This window comes from Legionella maceachernii, assembly GCF_900167045.1.
Classification (GTDB): Bacteria; Pseudomonadota; Gammaproteobacteria; order Legionellales; family Legionellaceae; genus Tatlockia; species Tatlockia maceachernii.
Genome location: NZ_FUXJ01000005.1, coordinates 255,879 through 274,999 on the forward strand (window position 1 = coordinate 255,879; position 19,121 = coordinate 274,999).

The window sequence follows — 19,121 nt, forward strand, 5'->3', positions numbered from 1 at the left end:
TCGCTGTCCTCAATGTTTTTCGCTATTTTTGGCGTTTATCATAGCAAGCCAGAAGCTTAATTCTGCGAGCATCCGCATTAATCACTTTAAATTCGAATTGATCAATGGTAATCGCTTCGCCTCGTTTCGGTAAATAACCAAAATTTGTCATTACAATGCCGCCAATCGTGTCATAGTTTTCGTCACTGAAATTGGCATGTAATTGCTCATTAAACTCTTCAATAGGTGTGTACGCTTTAACGATATAATAATTGTCACTGTGAGCCTTAATGTAAGCTTCTTCGTCAATATCAAATTCGTCTTCGATGTCGCCCACAATTTGCTCAATGATGTCCTCAATTGTAACAAATCCGCTCACCGCGCCGTATTCATCCACAACAATGGCCATGTGATTACGATTATTGCGAAATTCGCTTAATAGCAAATCCAAGCGTTTGCTTTCGGGTACAAATGCAGCCTGCCGAATAATATCTTGCAAATCAAACTCGGCATTTTGCTCTGCCTGAAAGCGTAGCAGATCCTTTGCATGCAAAATACCAATCACTTCATCTCCATGCGTAGCAATCACTGGGAATCGAGAATGTCCTGTGTTTGTCACAATTTCAATCACTTCATTAAGCTCGGCATCTTGGGCAATGGAAATCATCTGTTTTTTAGGCAACATAATGTCTCTTACGCGCATTTGAGTGAATTGAATGACGCCCTCGATCATTCCCAATGTTTCCGAGTCTATCAGTGAACGACTGTGTGCGTCGCGTAATAAACCAATTAATTCCTCTTGATTCTGTGGTTCAACTTGTAAAAATTGTCTCAAGCGTGTAAGCAATGAACCGCTTTCTTCCTCTTTACTCAATGTTGTCACCCTCGATTTGGTAAGGATTTGCAAAACCAAGATTGGCAAGTAACTTGATCTCAAGTGCTTGCATTATTTCAGCGTCGCTTTCCTTAATATGATCATAGCCTAATAAATGTAAAACCCCGTGAATTACAATGTGTGCCCAATGCGCTTGAAGGGGCTTACCCAGTTCGTCGCTTTCTTTTTGCAAAACCGATGGACAAATGATCACATCCCCAAGTAAGGGAAAATCAAGCTCTATACCTTCAGGGAGAGTACTCGGAAAGGCAAGCACATTGGTTACTTTATTCTGTTGCCTATAGGCATGATTTAAGTGAATCATTTCCTCTTCATCGACTAAGCGTAAAGTCAGTTCAGCAAATTCTTTGTGATCGACTAAAGCGAATTGTGCCCATTTGATGAGTAATTCATCAGAGACAGGAATAGGATTATGACAAGCATGTTGTAAATCAATATGGTAATTCATTATTCTTTTCCCTTTTTGACCTCATCGTAACAATCAATGATTTGAGAAACCAGAGGATGCCGCACTACCTCACGGCTTGTAAAGGTATGAATACTGATTTCATTGATGTTGGCAAGTAAATGAATGGCATGCGCTAAACCTGAATCAGTTCCTTTAGGTAAATCAATTTGTGTCATGTCACCCGTAATGACTGTTTTGGAACCAAAACCCATACGAGTCAAAAACATTTTCATTTGTGTGATCGTGGTATTCTGTGCTTCATCGAGAATGATAAAGGCTTCATTTAATGTTCTACCGCGCATAAACGCCAAAGGCAAAACCTCAATAACATCCGTTTGGATTAGTTTTTGGGTTTCTTTAAAGCCTATCATTTCATACAACGCATCATAAATAGGGCGCAAATATGGTAAAACTTTTTCCACGAGGTCGCCGGGTAAGAAACCTAATTTTTCACCTGCTTCAACCGCTGGACGCACAAAAACAAGCCGCTGAACCTCGCCTTTTTCAAAACTTTCAATTGCTTTAGAAACCGCTAGATAGGTTTTGCCAGTACCTGCGGGACCCACTGCGAAAACAATATCATGCTTATTGATACTTGTTAAATAATCGGCTTGTTTTGTATTGCGAGGCAGAATGGTTTTACGAGACAATTTGATAGGTGACATAGTAATTTGAGAATCCTCGTCTTGTCCAACTAATAAAGAATGAATGAATTCAACCTGAATAGGGTTATCCGCAAATTGATGGAGTTGTTTGATGATTTGTTTTGCTTTATGGAGTTGAGTGATTGAACTTCCAAATAAGGCAATTTCTTCATGACCAATCTTGATGATTATGTTAAAAACTTGTTCTAAAAAGTGAATATTCTCGTGAAAAGCACCACACAGATTTGCCAGCTGGTGCGAACTCAGGTTAGGAAAAGCAAGTTTTTCGTTATGCAGTGTACTGCTCAAAGCGATATTAAAAAAAGTAAGTTCTCTTGAGTGAAGGATAGTTCATAAACAGGTTTTTTAGCAAGTGTTGCAACTTAAGTTGATAATCCAATGAACTTAATTAAGAGAAGATGAGATTTTTGAGGGCTCATTGTCCTGACCATAATTGGGCAGCGCTGCTCCATTTGAGATAATGGACTGAATAATAGGATCTAGCACAGCTCTCACGTTGGATTCTCGACAAGGCTTTTCAATTTCGGGAAGCCTTCTTCCATAAACATCATCAAAACGTTGTAACATGTCTGGATCGTTAGTCCATAAAATAACCGAGGCTCTGATTCCCTTTTCTTTTAAGCTTTCAGCAATATCCGGACCATCAATGGCAACGCTTTGCAGGGTATGGGGTAAAGATCGTAACCGGCCATCCAGAATAATTAGATCATACTGACTTGATGGGGCAAGAAGAAAATTAGCCGCCTCAATGCCGTGGGTAAATGTCGTTACCTGACAAGGAAATAGCGTCTCGAGAATTTGTTTCATTTTATTTCGGTTGATGACATTATCCTCGACCAACACAATGTGAATCTTTGCAGACATGGAAGTGCTCAAATCAGTCATCCTATATTATTAGTATAGCGTAGGCATTGTTAAGTTCATTATAGAGTAAACACATCTAATGTTACTGTATAAAACCAACAAGTTAATTTTAATGCGTGAATCAAGGCTTCGATCATGATTGGATTGCAGGAATCCACTCGCAAAATGCACCAAACCAGGCAAAAGAGAGTATTATGTTCAAAAGTTAGATGCGTATTCCCTAGAGTTCGTTATGAAAAACTGGTCTTCTTGCCTTTTTAAGGTTATTCTATTAGATTGGATTTGATATACTTAACAGATACGTTTATTTTATCGCTAACTCAAACCTCTGCTCACTTATGATTGATTTACATTGCCACAGTAATTTTTCTGATGGAATACTCTCACCTCAAGCCTTAGTCTCGAAAGCATTGGAAGCCAATATTAAGACTTTGGCGTTAACGGATCACGATACGATAGCGGGTGTTGAGGCCATTCGAGAGGCCGCAGCGGGATATTCCATTAAAATTATCACCGGCATAGAATTTAGCACGCGCTGGAAAAAATACGATATCCATATTTTGGGTTTAAATTTTGATGTGAATAATCAGCATATACAAACATTAATCAAGCAACAGAGTGAAAGTCGCATTGAGCGAGCACAGCAGATTGCTGAAAAAATGGAGTCTTGTGGTGTTGAAGATGCTTATAACAAAGCATGTATTATTGCAGGTCATCAACGTATCGCTCGTCCTCATTTAGCTCAAGTTTTTGTTAATGAAGGTTTGGCAAAAAATCTACAGGTAGCATTTGATCGATTCTTAGCGAGAGGAAAGGCTGCTTTTGTCCCAACGCCTTGGATTTCTATTCGCGAAGCGGTGGAAGGGATTCTGCAAGCGAAAGGGTGTGCAGTTATTGCGCATCCGCTAAAGTATTCCCTTACCCGTACAAAACTACAAGAATTAATTTGTGAGTTTAAAGAAGCAGGTGGCATAGGAATGGAAGTGGTTTCAGGGGATATGGCGCCTGCTCAAGTGCAAGAAATGGCTGAACTTTGCGTACGCAACCAGTTGCTTGCTTCTACTGGCTCAGACTACCATGGTGGGTCTTTGTCACGTATTTCTCTTGGAAGACAACGGCAATTACCGTTAAACTGTGTGCCCATTTGGCACCAATGGATTATGTAACAGGGGATATTAATGAGCCAATTTTTTGCAATTCATCCTGATAACCCGCAAGCTCGATTGTTAAGGCAAGCAGCCGCAATCATCGACGAAAGCGGATTGATCGTTTATCCAACTGATTCAGGGTACGCATTGGGTTGCAAATTGGGAAATAAATCCGCGCTCGAAAGGATTAGACGCCTGCGTCAATTGGATAAAAACCATAATATGACCCTAGTGTGTCGTGATTTATCTCAATTGGGTACTTACGCAAAAGTTTCCAATGCCATTTTTCGTTTGTTAAAAGCCTTTACGCCCGGATCTTACACTTTTATTTTAAATGCAACGCATGAAGTTCCCCGGTTAATGTTACATCCTAAACGCAGAACCCTAGGGCTACGAGTACCAGAGAATAACATCACGCTGTCTTTGCTTGAATGCCTTGAGGCACCATTAATGAGCACAACCCTCATTTTACCTGGCGCATCAGCCCCACTGAGTGAGCCTGAAGCAATCAGAGATTTGTTGGGGAACCAAATCGATTTAATCATTGATGGTGGAAATTGCGGTCATCAACCCACGACAGTGGTGGATTTGACAGGGGATTATCCGGTTATTTTACGTGAAGGAAAAGGGGATCCAGAGCCGTTCAGGTAGAGTGTTTTACTGGATTTTGTTATTCAAAATATTGTTGTCTCCAAATGCCAGTGTAATGCGAAGACGACAATTGAAAGGTTCTAGCAGTTAAAATGACTAGATAATTGATAAGTTATAAAGAGAGTGAAAGATTAGATGTCAGCCTTATTCAGTGCTAATAAGCGAGTTGTGTCGGGTATGCGTGCAAGTGGCCGCTTACACTTAGGTCATTACCATGGTGTATTAAAAAATTGGCTTAAGCTGCAACATCAATATGATTGTTATTTTTTTGTTGCCGATTGGCATGGTTTAACCACTCGTTATGATGAGCCAGGTTTTATCGAGTCTATTTTATGGGATATGGTCATTGATTGGCTTGCCTGCGGATTAAACCCGAGCTTGTCGAAAATTTTTATTCAATCATGGGTACCTGAACACGCTGAATTGCATCTTTTATTGTCCATGATTACACCGCTAGGTTGGCTTGAGCGTGTTCCTAGTTTTAAAGATCAACAAGAGAAATTAAATGATAAAGATCTATCGACTTATGGGTTCTTAGGTTATCCACTGCTACAAAGCGCGGATGTACTCTTGTATAAAGCCGATTACGTGCCTGTTGGCGAAGATCAAGTAGCGCACATTGAATTAACGCGTGAAATAGCCCGACGTTTTAATTTTCTCTATGGTCGAGAGCCTAATTTTGAATCACTCGCTTTAGAGGCTATTAAAAAAATGGGCAAAAAAAATGGTTCTCTTTACACTCAATTACGCAAAGCTTTTCAACAAGAAGGGTGCCTAGAGTCATTAAGTACTGCGAAGGCCTTACTTGCTAACCAAAGTAATTTGTCAATTGGGGATAAGGAGCGCTTACTTGGCTTTTTAGATGGCTCAGGAAAAATTATATTACCTGAACCCCAGCCCATGCTCACTGAAACTTCAAAAATGCCCGGTATAGACGGCCAAAAAATGTCAAAATCCTACAATAATACAATTCAATTGCGGGAGGAGCCTGAACAAGTTGAGAGAAAAATTTTAACAATGCCTACGGATCCTGCTCGCGTAAAACGTACTGATCCAGGTGAGCCTGACAAATGTCCGGTTTGGCAATTGCATAAAGTGTATTCACCCGCAGAGGTAAAAGAATGGGTGCAGGCGGGTTGTCGTACCGCTGGAATTGGGTGTATCGATTGTAAAAGGCCAGTAATTGAGGCCATTAACCATGAATTACAGCCAATTCAAGCTGCTGCAAAGGAATATGAAGCGGATCTTGGTTCAGTAAAACGCATTATTGCTGAGGGTTCAGAGGCAGCTCGAGAGGAAGCGAATAAAAATCTTAATACTGTTCGTGAAGTCATGGGTTTGGATTACTAATGAGTCTTGAGGTGTCATCGCTGCCTATTTCGATATTAGCTGTTGTTGATGGCAAACCCATTACTGAAGTACCCTCTGATCTCTTTATTCCTCCGGATGCATTGGAAATCTTGTTGGAGTCTTTTTCAGGTCCATTAGATTTATTGTTATATCTTATTCGGCGCCAGAATATTGATATTTTGGATATCCCCATTTCCCATATTACTCGGCAATACATGCAATACATTCACCTGATGGAAGAGCATCGTATGGAGTTAGCGGCTGATTATTTGGTGATGGCGGCAATGCTTGCAGAAATAAAGTCGCGCTTTTTATTGCCCGTTAATTCCAGCCAGACAGAAGAAATGGAAGAAGATCCTCGATTGGAGTTGGTTAGAAAATTGCAAACCTATGAGCAGTTTAAAAACGCCGCTTTAGAAATAGACAATTTACCGCGTTGTGATCGGGATGTATTTCGATTTTCGATTCTTTGTGAAAATTTAACCCAGACTGTTTTGCATCCTGATGTGGAGCTTAATGCATTAGTTGAAGCAATGCATGAATTAATTAAGCGGCAAAGTCACTTAGCTCACCATCAAATCGCTCGCGAACCTTTGTCAGTCAGGGAGCGTATGACTCTCATATTGGACCGGCTCAGTCAGGGGAAGAGCATGGTATTTTCCCAGTTAATTAAGCGAACGGAAGGTAGAATGGGACTCGTTGTCACGTTATTAGCAATATTGGAACTCGCTAGGCAATCGCTACTGATTATTACTCAAGCGAATCCTTACGCTACTATTCACTTACAGGTTGTGTATGATGAATGAAAGTGAACTTAAGCTTATAGTGGAAGCTTTACTGATGAATTCAAATCAGCCCTTATCGATTGAGCGATTGCAAGCCCTATTTGATGAGTGGCAAAGGCCAAATCGAGAACAACTTCTCGCCGCATTAAATGAGCTGACGAAGGATTATGAAACTAGAGCCATTGAGCTGAAATGCTTAGCAAGTGGTTATTGCTTGCAGACCAAACCGGTATACAGTGTGTGGATTGGCCGGCTTTACGCTGAAAAACCAGCCAAATATTCCCGTGCACTTTTGGAGACATTAGCCATTATTGCATATCGCCAACCCGTTACTCGAGCTGATATTGAAGAGATACGCGGGGTTGCAGTCAGTAGCTCTATTTTAAAAACACTGATTGAGCGTGAATGGATTAGAGTAGCAGGCCATCGTGATGTGCCAGGAAAACCAGCAGTCTACGTGACAACTAAGCTTTTTCTGGATTATTTTAATTTATCAAGCCTGAGTGATTTACCTGCTTTGGAGGTTATCACGGATGCTTTGACCCCAGTAGCTGAACAACCTTTTGAAGAGTGTGTCGAATAATGAGTAGCGAACGATTACAAAAAATATTAAGCCAAGCAGGATTAGGCTCGCGAAGAGAAATGGAGCGATGGATAGAACAGGGTATGGTTCAGGTGAACGGCAAAACAGCCAAGGTAGGAGATAGTGCAGGTGCGAATGATAAAATTAGTGTACGTGGTCGTCTCATCGCGAATCCTTTAACAAGACAAAGCAAAACACGTATTCTGATTTACCATAAGCCAGTTGGGGAAATCTCCAGTCGTCATGATCCGAAGCACAACAGAACCGTTTTTGATAAACTACCGCCCTTGAAACAAGGGCGATGGGTACAAGTCGGGCGTTTAGATATTAATACCTCCGGATTATTGATTTTTACGAATGATGGCGAACTGGCTAATCGTCTGATGCATCCTAAATTTGGCTTAGAAAGAGAGTACGCGGTACGTGTCCATGGACAAGTAAGCACTGAGGCAATTGATGCGATGTTAAAGGGAGTTGAACTGGACGATGGGCATGCGCAATTTAAGCGTATAGAATTTAGGGGAGGTGAGGGAGCTAATGCTTGGTATCATGTCACACTCAGTGAAGGACGAAATCGTGAGGTTCGTCGTTTATGGCAATCACAGGGGGTGGAGGTGAGTCGTCTTATTCGCATCCGCTATGGGCAATTAGCTCTTCCGCGCTTCTTAGTCAGAGGAAGTTGGAAGGAATTATCGAGTAAGGAAGTAGAGCAATTTCTATCGTCTTTAGGCAAGATTTAGGAACATTTTGATTCATGGATTTTATTAGGGTTGTCAATAATTAGTGGTTAAACAGTATGTGGTATAAAGAAGTAATTAAGTCGTTTATTAACAAAGTGAAAGCGACAGAACAAAATAATGCTAAAGAATTTCTAAAATTTTTCTTTGTCAAATTGAAGCGCACCGTATTTAAAACTGAAGCGAATACTCATTTTCAAATTGAAATGATGTTTGGTGTCATTTCTAAGCTTTTTGCAAGATTTAATGATGCTCCTGAAGGCAGCATCGATTTAAATTATTTTGCAAAATACTTAGTTGGACTCGTTTTGGTTTATGCTAAACATGGAAATGAAAATTATGATTTTCGAAATATTGATTTTATTCCATTACTGATTAAATCCAAATATTTAGGGTTAGATGAAACCATCAATTCTTATGAACAAGTGCTAAAAACAGGAAAAAGAACATTTACTTCATCAGAACAACCTTTACCTTTTAGAGCACAGGCCTTTGTACTCGCAATGAACTCGCTGGAAAAATGGATATTAGAGGAATTAAATTACAATCTTAAGATTATTCCATCCCAAATGACACCTGCGTTTAAAAAAATGCCTCCGCCATTGCTTTACGGCTTTTTAGCCGAAACCGTATTTCTTTTAGGAAGAAGTACTGAATTTGATGATTTTATAGCCTCTATTTATGAGGAAATTCACTCCGATTTTTGGAGAAAATTTGAATTATCGGAGAATGAACAGCAATTTTATATTCACTTGCAGAGCCTCATTCATTTGGTACACGAATTTGAGCTGGAAAATGAAAGACTCCACACGCTTATTTTCCGCCTAAAGATTGCCAGTTATGCCTACCTTTATAATAGAAACGCCTCTTCCTATGCAAACTTCGCCGCGGCCTGTCTTAGTGATATTAAAAAGAGCGCTGCTGAATTCCAAAACTTTCCTAAATTAAAATTAACCTTAGAACGATTGTACTACTCCCTCAAAGTTTTGGGATTGTTCCATATCCAGCTTGAGACAAATAATGATGCTTTTTTTGTAGAAGAAATAGGGATTGTGCTTCAGCTGGAGGGGTTAAAAAATAATTTAAAATTTACTGATGATGTAAGCGGCCAAGCTGCAGAGAATGTACGCGCGGCTATTTATGATCTGGTCGCAAGTTACATGTTAAATAAGCGTACAGTTGATTTTAAGTTTTTTAGAAAACAATTTAGGGAAATTATCGAGCAGGTACGCCCCGTAATAGGGCATGAATTTCAAGGAGAGCTTTTTTTAGCACGAATTGAGTTTATGTTGCTCTGTTTAGGATTAATAAATAATTTTGTTCATAAAAAAGAAAAATTCAACTCTTCTCGGCAATACAGTGAAAGGGAAAATAATTTTTTTATTCAATTGGAAAAATGGTCCGATTTATCGGAATTGTTTTTTGAAAAAGCTTCTAGTGATGAGCAATTTGTTCTTTTTGCTCGTATAGTGGAAATTATTGAAGCAGTTATTGGAACCTCAGCACTCGTGTATTTTCAAAATAGAAGTGCGGCGAATTGCCAAGTGTTAAAATTTGTATGTGGTGAGGTTATCGCTCATTGCGGATTAATGTTATGTCAAATGACACCGCAATTGAGGGCCGTAGACTCCTCTCTTCCTTATGATGAACTGCAGAAAGCGTTAAGCCAACTCAATCTTGTTATCGATCAATTGGATAAATCACTAACGGATTATTATCGTAAAGGAGGAAGGCATACTTCTTTTTCCATGATTGAATCGACTAATCAAGAATCCATTCCTTCGCATAAACGCTCTTTTTCAATATAAAATCACTAATTAGTTACTTTGAGTAAAAGTCATGTGGTATGCAGAAATCATTAGCCCGTTATTAACAAAGATTACTACAAAAGAGAAACAAGGCGCGCAAGAATTCCTTCTGCTCTTTTTTGAAGCTTTTGATGGGCTGATGTTTAAATCGACTCGGTTTAGAGGAGAGCCTCATCTAGAGCTTATTTTAGGCATTGTTTCAAAACTCTTTAAAAAATTTGGTGAAAAGCGGCCGGATACAATTTCTTTGCGGACTTTTTCTCGCTATTTGCTGGGGCTAACTGTCATCTATGCAAAAAAGGAAAAAGACAGTACAGAAGTATGGAATCGCCATTTTATTCCGTTGCTTGCCAATAAAAAAATAATTGAAGCCCTGGGTTTCCATGGAAATTATGTCACTAAAATTAATCGCGTGGAGCGAAGGGTTTTAGCTGACTTGAAATTTAATCTTAAGGTTAATTTCAAACGAGTTTCGGCTCTTTTAAGAAAGATGACTCCCTCTTCGCTTCGCGAATTTTTCGAAAAAGCAGCCATGGTTTTAGGGATTAATTCTAAATTTGATCAATTCCTATTGAGACTTTACAACAAAACTCATGCGAGTTTAGACGCTCAAACTAAGTTAACAAGACCAGAATTAGATTTTAGTCATCTTCTTATTCTGTTAGCTGATTTAATTGATGAAATAGAAACTGAAGACAATAAGGTTGTTCAGCAAACTAAAGAATTCATCACTAAGCTTACCCTAGTGAGCCAGATGCATTTTCTTCATCGAACCTCGCAGAGTTATCATGATCTTAAAAGAGTTTGCTTAGCCGACATTAATAATATTGCAATGTGTTTTATGCATGATTCACGAATAAAATGGGTTCTTAATAGATTATATTTCTCTCTAATGAAATTGGGATTATTCCACATCTGCTATAGGGAGGAAACTGCGCCGCTATTAAAGGATGAAATCCATTTTTTAATGCAATTCGAAGCGTTAGAGAATGCTGAATTTGATAATGAGCTGAGTTGCAAAGCGCGAGACCGATTGATAGTAATGCTCAGCGATTTGATAGGCAACTATTTGCAAAATAAAAATGCAATTGACTTCCGATTATTGTGTATTCAATGTAAGGAGGCAATTCAGAAAGCTCGTGCAGAAATAGAAAAGGATCCGAAAGGAAAATTGCATTTACAAAGACTTGAATTTGCCCTAATTGGACTTGGATTAACTTATCAAAACCGAAGGAAAAAAGGTGAAACAGATAAAGAAAGAAAATTTTTTAATTTACTCAATACGGTAGAGACAAGAGTCGCGGAATTTAAAAATGCTATGATATTTTACCCCAATGAAAACGCCTCTTTTTATCTTGAAAAATTAGAGCGATTCGTCTTAATATTAAATGATCAATATAGCGCTTATCTTCTTTATAAAAATACGCCTGGTTCACTTAAACAATTTACCAATAATATTATAACAATAATTACCGAAGCAAAAAGCGTTGGAATTGGTCTTTTAGGAAGCAAGTGGAAAGCATTATTGGTTGAATTTGAAATGATAACCAATGAATTAGAAATAGAGCAGAGGATGATTTCAAGCCAAACTAAAAAAACAGCTCTCCGTGAAATTCATTGTGTTGAAACGCAAAAGATAACAACGCCAAATAAAAATGAAGATAATTTTAAAATGCAATTAAATAAGCTCAATGAATTAAACAAAATACTTTATTGCAAAGCTTCAGTAAATGGCTACTATGCGTTTTCCGCAAGAATGATTGAAATCATTGTAGCCGTAGTGGAAATTTCTGCAGGTCTTTATTTGGAAAATAAAACAGAAAGTAACTATCAGATTTTTAAAACAACTTGTGTCGATGTAATCAATTATTTTAGGCGAAATTTAAGGGTGTTTCAGAAAATCCAAGAGCAACTCATCTTGCTTGAGCTAGCAATAAATGATCTAAATAGCACACTCGATCAAGCCTCCACCTCTCGATACCATCTTTTTCAGATGCCAAGGGAGACTCAATCGTTTACTTCTTCAAGTCATCAGCCCCTTTTCTCTGTTTAGGATTAGAATCACCGTGATGACTTGAGGGAATCGGTGTCCTCGATCACTAAACAGGAATAATAATTTGCTTTGTTCTTCTAATATTCTACTCTTTGTAGTAAGGGAATTATTTGGAGGGTAGGCATGCGACTACTCTTTCTCGCTGCTTGTCTTTATATTAATTCGGCATTTGCTGACGTCATCATTGGTTTTACTGCATACGATAACGGTGATTACACCACCGCTTATCCTCATTTGGTTCAGGCTGCAGGTGAAGGAAATAACGAGGCAATGTATCTATTGGGGCGAATGTACCAATACGGTTACGGTGTTAATAAAGACGAAACCAAAGCAAGTGAATGGTATAAAAAATCTGCAGAGCAAAATAATGCACTGGCTCAGTTAAGCTTAGGCTTTCTTTATGACAATGGATTGGGAGTAAACCGAGATTTAAAACAAGCTTTTTCATGGTATATGAAAGCAGCTTTACAAGGAAATTCCATTGCGCAACGTAATATTGGTTTGATGTACGCGGTTGGCGATGGAGTGGAAGCAAATGATGCAAAAGCATTTGAATGGTTTAAAAAATCAGCTGAGCAAGGCTATGCCAGAGCGCAAGTGAATCTTGCTTACTTGTACATGACGGGTGTGGGTACTCAAAAGGATGTCGATAAAGCGTTTTATTGGTATCAACAAGCAGCAGAGCAGGGAGATGCGAAAGGACAATATAGCCTTGGTCTTTTGTACACTGGAAAATATGGGATTGCTCCCGATCAAAGTGCGGCTACTTACTGGTTTTCCAGTGCTGCCAACCAGGGACACAAAAATGCCCAAGCTTATTTGGCTTATCAATATCTAAATGGTTTGGGAGTAAAGGCTGATCCTAAAAAAGCCGCATACTGGTTTCAGGCTTCAGCAGAACAAGGGAACTCTCATGCACAAGCAGAATTGGGGCAGCTCTTACTCACAGGCACAGGTGTCGATAAAGATTACGAACAAGCTGCTTATTGGTTCGGAAAAGCGGCTGAGAAAGGCAACTCAATCGCTCAAGGAAAACTAGGTTATTTATACATGGCCGGGCTGGGTGTGTCTAAGGATCTTCCTAAAGCTTATGCTTGGCTAAAATTGGCAGCGACAAACAAAAATCAGCAAGCAGCAAAAGAACTGGCTGAATTAGAGCCGACTTTGTCCCCTGACGATAAAACGCGTGGTGATTTATTATTTAAAGAGCTCAGTGCTAAATTACCCACAACTGAACCCGATGAAGAGGATGATGAGTAAATGAAATTACTCTATTGACATCCTGAAGCACATTTTTGTTTAGTAAGAAACTTAGTGAATTATGCAACAATGTATGAGCCAAAAACCATCAGCCAAAAGTATTAAAACTCTCACTGATCACACTAACGCTCACCTGTCCTTTCTTATCTTTATTGCGTTTAAAAACTGAATAGACTGTCAAATTTAAATCTGCAGATGAGACCCGAGCAATGCTCATAAAATATTGACTCGCTAGAGTAATTTGCTCATCGCGGATATTGAGTTTTTTGAGTATAGGAGTAATTTGTTTTAAATTGGTAATTCCTTTTTTGCCTCGAGCCTTAATTAATTCATTCACCTGAGTCGTGGTTAGCCCATAACCTAAAGTTGTTAAAACAGGTCGGGAAGCAGTATTGATGTTTATAGGGGTTGATTCAGGAAGTACTGTCATTTGATTCAATAAACGCCTGTAGAGTTTGGCACTAATCCCTTTTAGTAGCCGAAACTCAGAAACACTTCGCATGAGTTGTTGAGCCGGATAATAAGGTGGTTTCTGCTTCATATAATAAAGTGAAATTTCATTATCTTGGCCTGGCTGATAAGGAGTGAGCCAATTGTTCAGTATTAAGCGTAACTCTTCGCGTTGTTGCTGATTTAAAGGGGTGATTTGCTTGAGAAGGTGAAGAAAAGGGAGTTGGTATTTTTGCTCAGAAATATTATTTAAATTAAACCGGGATTGTAAATCATATAGCTCTCCTTTGAGCAAAATATCAGGATAAATGGATTTAAATTGCTTTGGAAAATCAAGTACTTTACCAAACTCATCGCTTATGGTGAACTGATTTTTGGAGTGAGTTAACTCGCTCATGGCCCAAAAAGACACTGCTTGTGAGGCAAGATAAAGTTTATCACTCATAATAGTAAGCCGCGTACGGTAAATATCAAGCTGTAGACGGGTGCTCATCGCTGTGGCAGCGATGGCAACTAAGGTCATTATAAAAAGTGCAGAAATTAACGCGCTACCATTCGATTTCCCTCGAAACTCTGCTGCAGCGTGTTTCTTTACCGATAAAGTGTGCGTAAGAAGCTTATTATTTTTCTGCATAGAGCGCCTCGGGGATAATGAAAAGTCGACTTAAAGTACCCCAATTTTTTAAAGTTAAATCCATACGAATCGCTTTTGGAAAGGGTTCAGCCCGCTGATTTTCTTGGAGAGCATTAGCTTGCCATTCTGGTAAAACGTGTAAATTTGCATTTAAATAGGCAAATTGACAACGGGTGAGATTCTCAATTAATACCTTATCTCGATAGGCTTTTCTGTCAACTGGATCAAGACTTATCCAGCTTCGACGTACAAACTGGTTGTTTCGGCAAAAATAGGCGATGCGCTGAAGGACGCTGCGTTTCTCTTCGCTATTTGGATTCACTATACCACTGCGTGTGAATTCAACATAGTGCGATTCGCCCACGAACGGTGGATAGCGATGCATCTCACTTCCTCTGTGCACCTCACGTTGAATAATTTGCTGAGTATCGCGTTCAATAAGCATTAGCGCAAGTTGTAGCGCATTTAATTGCTCTGCCTGCTCATTGACACGGGCTCTTGTATTAAATGCATAGTACATAGCCGAAGAAGTCATTGTGGCAAGGATGGCAAAAACCGCAAGCGCGACTAAAATTTCAATGAGAGTAAAGCCTCTATTTTTCATGGTCTATACCAAAAGGCAACAAGAGGATCTTGAAATGGTCCCGCCTGATTTCTGCTGACAGTGATAGTAATTTGATGAACGGATTTAATTGGGGTTGAGTCAGTTCTTGCTCGCCAATACCAACGTTGCCCTAACATAGAGGTAACTTGGGTGATTTCTTGATTTCCCAATTGCAACAACCCTAATTGAATCATGGATACACCTTGCATGGCCACCCAATGACTAATTGCCTTTTCTTTAATACGCTGGGTATGTGAGACATTTTGAGCTGTTGCTTTAAACAGAGCAGTTAAGGCTATGGCGATGACTGACAAAGCAAGCAAAACTTCGATTAAAGTAAATCCCTGTTGTTTTCGTTTTCTAATTGAGTTTGTCATGATAGCTTGGGTTGTTGAATGACAATTTGGCCGTCGTTTTTGCCGAATAAGGTTACTACATTGAGATTTTTTGCTGTGCCAAAATCAGCAATGAACTCAGTCATATCTCCTGATGGAGTAATAACGATATCAGGATTTTTCAACTTGGTTGTAGCATTATTTTGTTTAATGGTGACAATAACATTCTCTGGAAAACTGCGCGGGTGAAAAATGCCTTTTGCAGGTAATAATTTCCAGGTGCTCTCCTCAAAACGATACGTGTCATAACCCTCCTTAGATAAGTTAATACCCAGCGTGTTTGTTTCAAGGATTGCTTGTTGTTGCACCAATTTAATATAAGCTGCAAATTGTTCTGCGGTAACTATAGCGCGTCGACTGGCACCGAAATCACCAAAAGCGAGCATGGCAAAACCAAGGGTGATGCTAATGATAACCACCACCACTAAAATTTCGATCAGTGTAAACCCACGTTCAGCGGGCATCCCAATTGCCTATTTGCGCATTGATTCCACTGCCTCCGGGCTGACCTGAGGCGCCATAAGTAAATACGTCCACATCCGCATGTTCGCCAGGATTAAGGTATAAATAATCATGTCCCCATGGATCTTTCGGTAACGATTTAAGGTACTGTTTCCAATCGCGAGGTGTAGGATTTGAAGTAGGCTTTTCAACTAAGGCGATTAACCCCTGGTCAGTCGTAGGGTACATGCCATTATCGAGTTTATACAAATCCAGGGCATTTTGAATCGCTAATACATCTTGTTTGGCTTTTACCACTCGCGCTTCATCAGGGCGGTTGATAATTTTAGGAACAACGATTGAAGCAAGGATACCAAGTATCACAACAACAACCATGATCTCGATTAAAGAAAAACCACTTTGTCTATTCATTTCAAACTCCAAGCAGGAAAAAGAGTCCAGCTTATTCTACTATAACGAATTGAAAAACAGTTGGTTGTTCCTTCAGCGAGTAGAATTGCTGGTTTTTATTAAAATTTGTCGCTAAATTATACCTTAAAACTGCCGATACAAGGTATAAATGGAGAAATAAATCATGAAGCAAATTAAATGCATCCTTTTAACTTTCTTTCTCGTTTCCCTTTTTAATCTTGCTTCGGCCGCAAGTGTCCCAACTGCAAATGCCACTCAAAACCAAAGCGTCACCAATGTTTTAGTGGGGGATTCCATTACAGCAGCTTGGCCTTGGCAAAATTTGCTAGCGAAATCAGATATTGCCAATCGGGGAGTGAGTGGCGACACGTCTTCTCTTATTTTGCAAAGGATGGATGGTATTCTCGCGGTAAATCCCAAAAAAGCGTTTTTAATGTTCGGTATTAATGATTTCGGCAGGGGAGCTGATCCCGAGCAAGTGTTCAATAATTATAAAAAAATCATAGAGATATTACAAAACGCAAACATCAAAGTGATTGTTTCTTCTACTATTAAATGCAATGCGAATCAGATTTATCTGCAACCTCAGGTCATTAATCAAAAAGTCGATATTTTAAACACAAAGTTGAAAGATTTTTGCCAGACTAAGGGAATCACTTTTGTCGATGTCAATGAAAAACTATCCGGTGCGAATGGATTAAACGAAAAATACACACCCGATGGGGTACATTTAAATTATGCCGGTTACCAAGAGTGGGCAAAATTGCTGTCTCCACTTATCAATCAAAACTAGAATGCCAATCCAAGCTTTAAAATTAAGCATACAATCTTAGCCGCTCTAGCATAATGAAGAAAGTAGCGGCCAATTTTCTAAAGACATGTATTATCAATCCCTGATAAGACCTGATTTTACTGGTGTTTTGAATACCCGTTTTCTCTTGTACCCATTAGAGTGCACTTAAAAGTTACGGTTAATATAATTGCTTTTTAGTTTAAAATAAGTACAATAAGCGGTTTTTTAATCACATAAAATTAAAGTCGATTTACATTAATGGAGATGTTATGAAAAATCCTGCAAGCTTTTTCGCTACCATGAAAGCAAATTATGCCTCATTAAAAGACTTTCGTAATACTAAAAAGCCTTATCCAATGGAGCATGCTAAAGAAACGGTGTCGCTCATTTGCGAAGCTATTCATTTCCCTAAAGATTGTCCTGACGAACTTAAAAAAAGGATCGAGCATCAGAAAGAAAAGACACAAAACCTACTCGGGGAGTTGTTCAACGCAGAGATAAGAGACAAAATAAAAGCTGCTCAGGCCGATGTTGAGAGTCATATGCGCACAATCGAAACTTATGTAGGTTTAATGGCGAAAGGGGTGTTTAATGATGAGGTGTATATAAAGCGACTTTGCGAACAACTCACAGAAAAAAATGGCCTTGTTGTTGAGCTTATGGAAGAAGAACATGCGAGAGCTAGAGAATTGCTGAGTACTTATGTCGAAGAAGCCACACGCAAGAGCCTGGATAGCTTCATGAAGGAGTTTGAGAAGCTGGGAGTGAGCGAAGTGAAAGAAGATGAAAGTACTTTAAATTCATCACCCACCTTATAACCTATTAGGCGATCAATTGGTCGCCTGCGCGTAATACTTCTTATTCCTACGTCCCGCGGCTTGCTCACGAGACGTAGAGGAAGAAATGTGAGTTTTCGCCTTTTCGTGCACACTGCTCAACCAACTAATTGGTCCATTGAAAAAACAGGTAAAAGGGTTGCAAGCACTATAAATAAAACCACAGCTCCCATAAATAGAATAATGAGAGGCTCCAAAAGGGTGAGGGCAGTATCAATTAGTCGTTTTACTTCGTTATCTAAATGCGATGCTGCTTTTTCCATCATGGATGCAATTTGGCCGCTTTTTTCTCCACTGGCAATTAAGTGAGTTGCCATTGGGCTTAAGAAGCCTGTGTCTTTCAAAGATTGGCTAATTGAACCCCCTTCGCGTACGCGAACTGCCGCTTGATCAAAGGCATTTCTCATGACTAGATTAGTGACTAAACTCGCTGAAACACGCATCGTTTCAAGGACACTTACTCCAGCAGCAAACAAAATACCAAATGTATGGATATAGCGGGCTACATTAACCGATCTTACCAAATAAGACGATACAGGTAGTTTAAGTAAGAGTGCATGCCAAGCAGTGCGTATTTTTAGATTAGAGAGACTCTTTTTAAAAGCCACAAGTGAGATGATAAAGGCTAAAAGAGCGAGTAAACCGTATGACTTAATGAGGTTGCTAAGATGAATGAGTACTTTCGTCATGTTAGGTAATTCTTGACCGCTATTGCTAAAAACTTCAATGATTTTAGGTACCACAAAGGCTAAAAGAAAGCTAATAATTCCAGTTGAAACGGTGATCATTAATAAAGGATAAATCAAGGCTTGTTGAACTTTTTGCCGTGTTTGTTGTTGATTTTCTGTATAATCAGCCAGTTTCTCCAATACCATATCCAAGCGGCCCGTCTGCTCACCCGCACCCACTGTGGCACGATACAGTTCTGGGAAGGCATTAGGAAACTCACCCATTGCTTGCGCTAAACCATAGCCCTCTAAAACTTTTGCACGAACTCCGATAATAAGTCCACGGACTTTATCTTTTTCGGTTTGCTCACTCACTCCGCGTAGTGATTCTTCAACAGGAATCCCTGCTGCAAGCAATGTGGCTAATTGACGGGTTAATAATGCAAGATCTTGCGCGGGTATTTTGCCTTTATTACGTGATTGCTGTTGCTTCGCTAAAGCACGAATCTGTGTGGGAACAAGACCTTGTTCACGTAGGAGTTGCCGGGCTTGACGTTCGGAGTCAGCTTCAATAACCCCTTTTTTGGTAGAGCCAGATTTATTTAGCGCTTGATAATGATAGGCGCCCATAAGAATTACTTT

21 protein-coding genes are annotated in these 19,121 nt (G+C 39.4%); 11 read left to right on the top strand and 10 right to left on the bottom strand.

The annotated features are described in order from the left end of the window. Nucleotides 1-22 precede the first annotated feature (22 nt). The 4 genes from B5D33_RS05650 to B5D33_RS05665 all read right to left on the bottom strand — a co-directional run bounded on the left by B5D33_RS05650 (nucleotide 23) and on the right by B5D33_RS05665 (nucleotide 2,851). Nucleotides 23-853, bottom strand: a complete 831-nt coding sequence (locus tag B5D33_RS05650; protein WP_058451302.1) for a CorC family transporter — start codon at nucleotides 851-853, stop codon at nucleotides 23-25. After that, nucleotides 846-1,322, bottom strand: a complete 477-nt coding sequence (gene ybeY, locus B5D33_RS05655; RefSeq protein ID WP_058451301.1) for an rRNA maturation RNase YbeY — start codon at nucleotides 1,320-1,322, stop codon at nucleotides 846-848. The genes B5D33_RS05650 and ybeY overlap by 8 nt, the downstream gene beginning before the upstream one ends. Next, a complete protein-coding gene (locus tag B5D33_RS05660) occupies nucleotides 1,322-2,209 on the bottom strand; it encodes a PhoH family protein (RefSeq protein WP_411550298.1) in 888 nt (295 codons plus the stop codon). The genes ybeY and B5D33_RS05660 overlap by 1 nt, the downstream gene beginning before the upstream one ends. A 162-nt stretch (nucleotides 2,210-2,371) precedes the next feature. Further along, nucleotides 2,372-2,851: a response regulator gene (locus B5D33_RS05665; RefSeq protein ID WP_058451299.1), complete on the bottom strand. Its 480-nt coding sequence runs from the start codon at nucleotides 2,849-2,851 to the stop codon at nucleotides 2,372-2,374. A 338-nt stretch (nucleotides 2,852-3,189) separates the two neighbouring features. Here B5D33_RS05665 and B5D33_RS05670 point away from each other — a divergent pair, with 338 nt between their 5' ends. From B5D33_RS05670 to B5D33_RS05710, 9 genes are all read left to right on the top strand, one after another. Next, on the top strand, nucleotides 3,190-4,017 hold the full coding sequence (locus B5D33_RS05670) for a PHP domain-containing protein (protein ID WP_058451298.1): 828 nt from the start codon (nucleotides 3,190-3,192) through the stop codon (nucleotides 4,015-4,017). A gap of 12 nt (nucleotides 4,018-4,029) precedes the next feature. After that, nucleotides 4,030-4,650, top strand: a complete 621-nt coding sequence (locus tag B5D33_RS05675; RefSeq protein ID WP_058451297.1) for an L-threonylcarbamoyladenylate synthase — start codon at nucleotides 4,030-4,032, stop codon at nucleotides 4,648-4,650. 135 nt (nucleotides 4,651-4,785) lie between these two features. Beyond that, nucleotides 4,786-6,000, top strand: a complete 1,215-nt coding sequence (locus B5D33_RS05680; protein ID WP_058451296.1) for a tryptophan--tRNA ligase — start codon at nucleotides 4,786-4,788, stop codon at nucleotides 5,998-6,000. After that, the gene (locus B5D33_RS05685) at nucleotides 6,000-6,806 is read left to right on the top strand and encodes a segregation and condensation protein A (RefSeq protein ID WP_058451295.1); all 807 of its coding nucleotides are present in this window, start codon (nucleotides 6,000-6,002) and stop codon (nucleotides 6,804-6,806) included. The genes B5D33_RS05680 and B5D33_RS05685 overlap by 1 nt, the downstream gene beginning before the upstream one ends. Next, a complete protein-coding gene (gene scpB / locus B5D33_RS05690; RefSeq protein WP_058451294.1) occupies nucleotides 6,799-7,368 on the top strand; it encodes an SMC-Scp complex subunit ScpB in 570 nt (189 codons plus the stop codon). Before B5D33_RS05685 ends, scpB begins: the two co-directional genes overlap by 8 nt. Beyond that, nucleotides 7,368-8,108, top strand: a complete 741-nt coding sequence (rluB, locus tag B5D33_RS05695; RefSeq protein ID WP_058451293.1) for a 23S rRNA pseudouridine(2605) synthase RluB — start codon at nucleotides 7,368-7,370, stop codon at nucleotides 8,106-8,108. The genes scpB and rluB overlap by 1 nt, the downstream gene beginning before the upstream one ends. 56 nt (nucleotides 8,109-8,164) lie before the next feature. Then, nucleotides 8,165-9,913 (top strand): hypothetical protein, encoded by a 1,749-nt coding sequence (locus B5D33_RS05700; RefSeq protein ID WP_058451292.1) that lies wholly within the window; start codon nucleotides 8,165-8,167, stop codon nucleotides 9,911-9,913. A gap of 31 nt (nucleotides 9,914-9,944) precedes the next feature. Continuing rightward, nucleotides 9,945-11,966: a hypothetical protein gene (locus B5D33_RS05705; protein WP_058451291.1), complete on the top strand. Its 2,022-nt coding sequence runs from the start codon at nucleotides 9,945-9,947 to the stop codon at nucleotides 11,964-11,966. Between the two features lie 123 nt (nucleotides 11,967-12,089). Next, on the top strand, nucleotides 12,090-13,226 hold the full coding sequence (locus B5D33_RS05710; protein WP_058451290.1) for a tetratricopeptide repeat protein: 1,137 nt from the start codon (nucleotides 12,090-12,092) through the stop codon (nucleotides 13,224-13,226). Between the two features lie 88 nt (nucleotides 13,227-13,314). Here B5D33_RS05710 and gspK read toward each other — a convergent pair whose 3' ends face one another. From gspK to lspG, 5 genes are read right to left on the bottom strand one after another with little or no spacing between them, the layout of a single operon-like run. Then, nucleotides 13,315-14,310: a type II secretion system minor pseudopilin GspK gene (gene gspK / locus B5D33_RS05715; RefSeq protein ID WP_078767353.1), complete on the bottom strand. Its 996-nt coding sequence runs from the start codon at nucleotides 14,308-14,310 to the stop codon at nucleotides 13,315-13,317. Then, nucleotides 14,297-14,914: a GspJ family T2SS minor pseudopilin variant LspJ gene (lspJ, locus tag B5D33_RS05720; protein ID WP_058451289.1), complete on the bottom strand. Its 618-nt coding sequence runs from the start codon at nucleotides 14,912-14,914 to the stop codon at nucleotides 14,297-14,299. Before lspJ ends, gspK begins: the two co-directional genes overlap by 14 nt. Then, nucleotides 14,911-15,291 carry a GspI family T2SS minor pseudopilin variant LspI gene (gene lspI, locus B5D33_RS05725; RefSeq protein WP_058451288.1) on the bottom strand — a complete coding sequence of 127 codons (381 nt, stop codon included), beginning with the start codon at nucleotides 15,289-15,291 and terminating at the stop codon, nucleotides 14,911-14,913. Before lspI ends, lspJ begins: the two co-directional genes overlap by 4 nt. Then, nucleotides 15,288-15,773, bottom strand: coding sequence for a type II secretion system minor pseudopilin GspH (gene gspH, locus B5D33_RS05730; protein WP_058451287.1), 486 nt, complete (start codon nucleotides 15,771-15,773; stop codon nucleotides 15,288-15,290). The genes lspI and gspH overlap by 4 nt, the downstream gene beginning before the upstream one ends. Beyond that, nucleotides 15,763-16,182, bottom strand: coding sequence for a GspG family T2SS major pseudopilin variant LspG (lspG, locus tag B5D33_RS05735; RefSeq protein WP_058451286.1), 420 nt, complete (start codon nucleotides 16,180-16,182; stop codon nucleotides 15,763-15,765). Before lspG ends, gspH begins: the two co-directional genes overlap by 11 nt. Before the next feature lie 163 nt (nucleotides 16,183-16,345). Between lspG and B5D33_RS05740 the strand changes: the two genes are divergently transcribed. Both B5D33_RS05740 and B5D33_RS05745 read left to right on the top strand, forming a co-directional pair. Continuing rightward, nucleotides 16,346-16,975: a GDSL-type esterase/lipase family protein gene (locus B5D33_RS05740; RefSeq protein WP_058451285.1), complete on the top strand. Its 630-nt coding sequence runs from the start codon at nucleotides 16,346-16,348 to the stop codon at nucleotides 16,973-16,975. A 269-nt stretch (nucleotides 16,976-17,244) separates the two neighbouring features. After that, nucleotides 17,245-17,793, top strand: coding sequence for a hypothetical protein (locus tag B5D33_RS05745; RefSeq protein WP_058451284.1), 549 nt, complete (start codon nucleotides 17,245-17,247; stop codon nucleotides 17,791-17,793). A gap of 116 nt (nucleotides 17,794-17,909) precedes the next feature. Here the strand turns inward: B5D33_RS05745 and lspF are convergent, their stop codons facing one another. Further along, nucleotides 17,910-19,109 (bottom strand): GspF family T2SS innner membrane protein variant LspF, encoded by a 1,200-nt coding sequence (gene lspF / locus B5D33_RS05750; RefSeq protein ID WP_058451283.1) that lies wholly within the window; start codon nucleotides 19,107-19,109, stop codon nucleotides 17,910-17,912. Nucleotides 19,110-19,121: the final 12 nt, after the last annotated feature.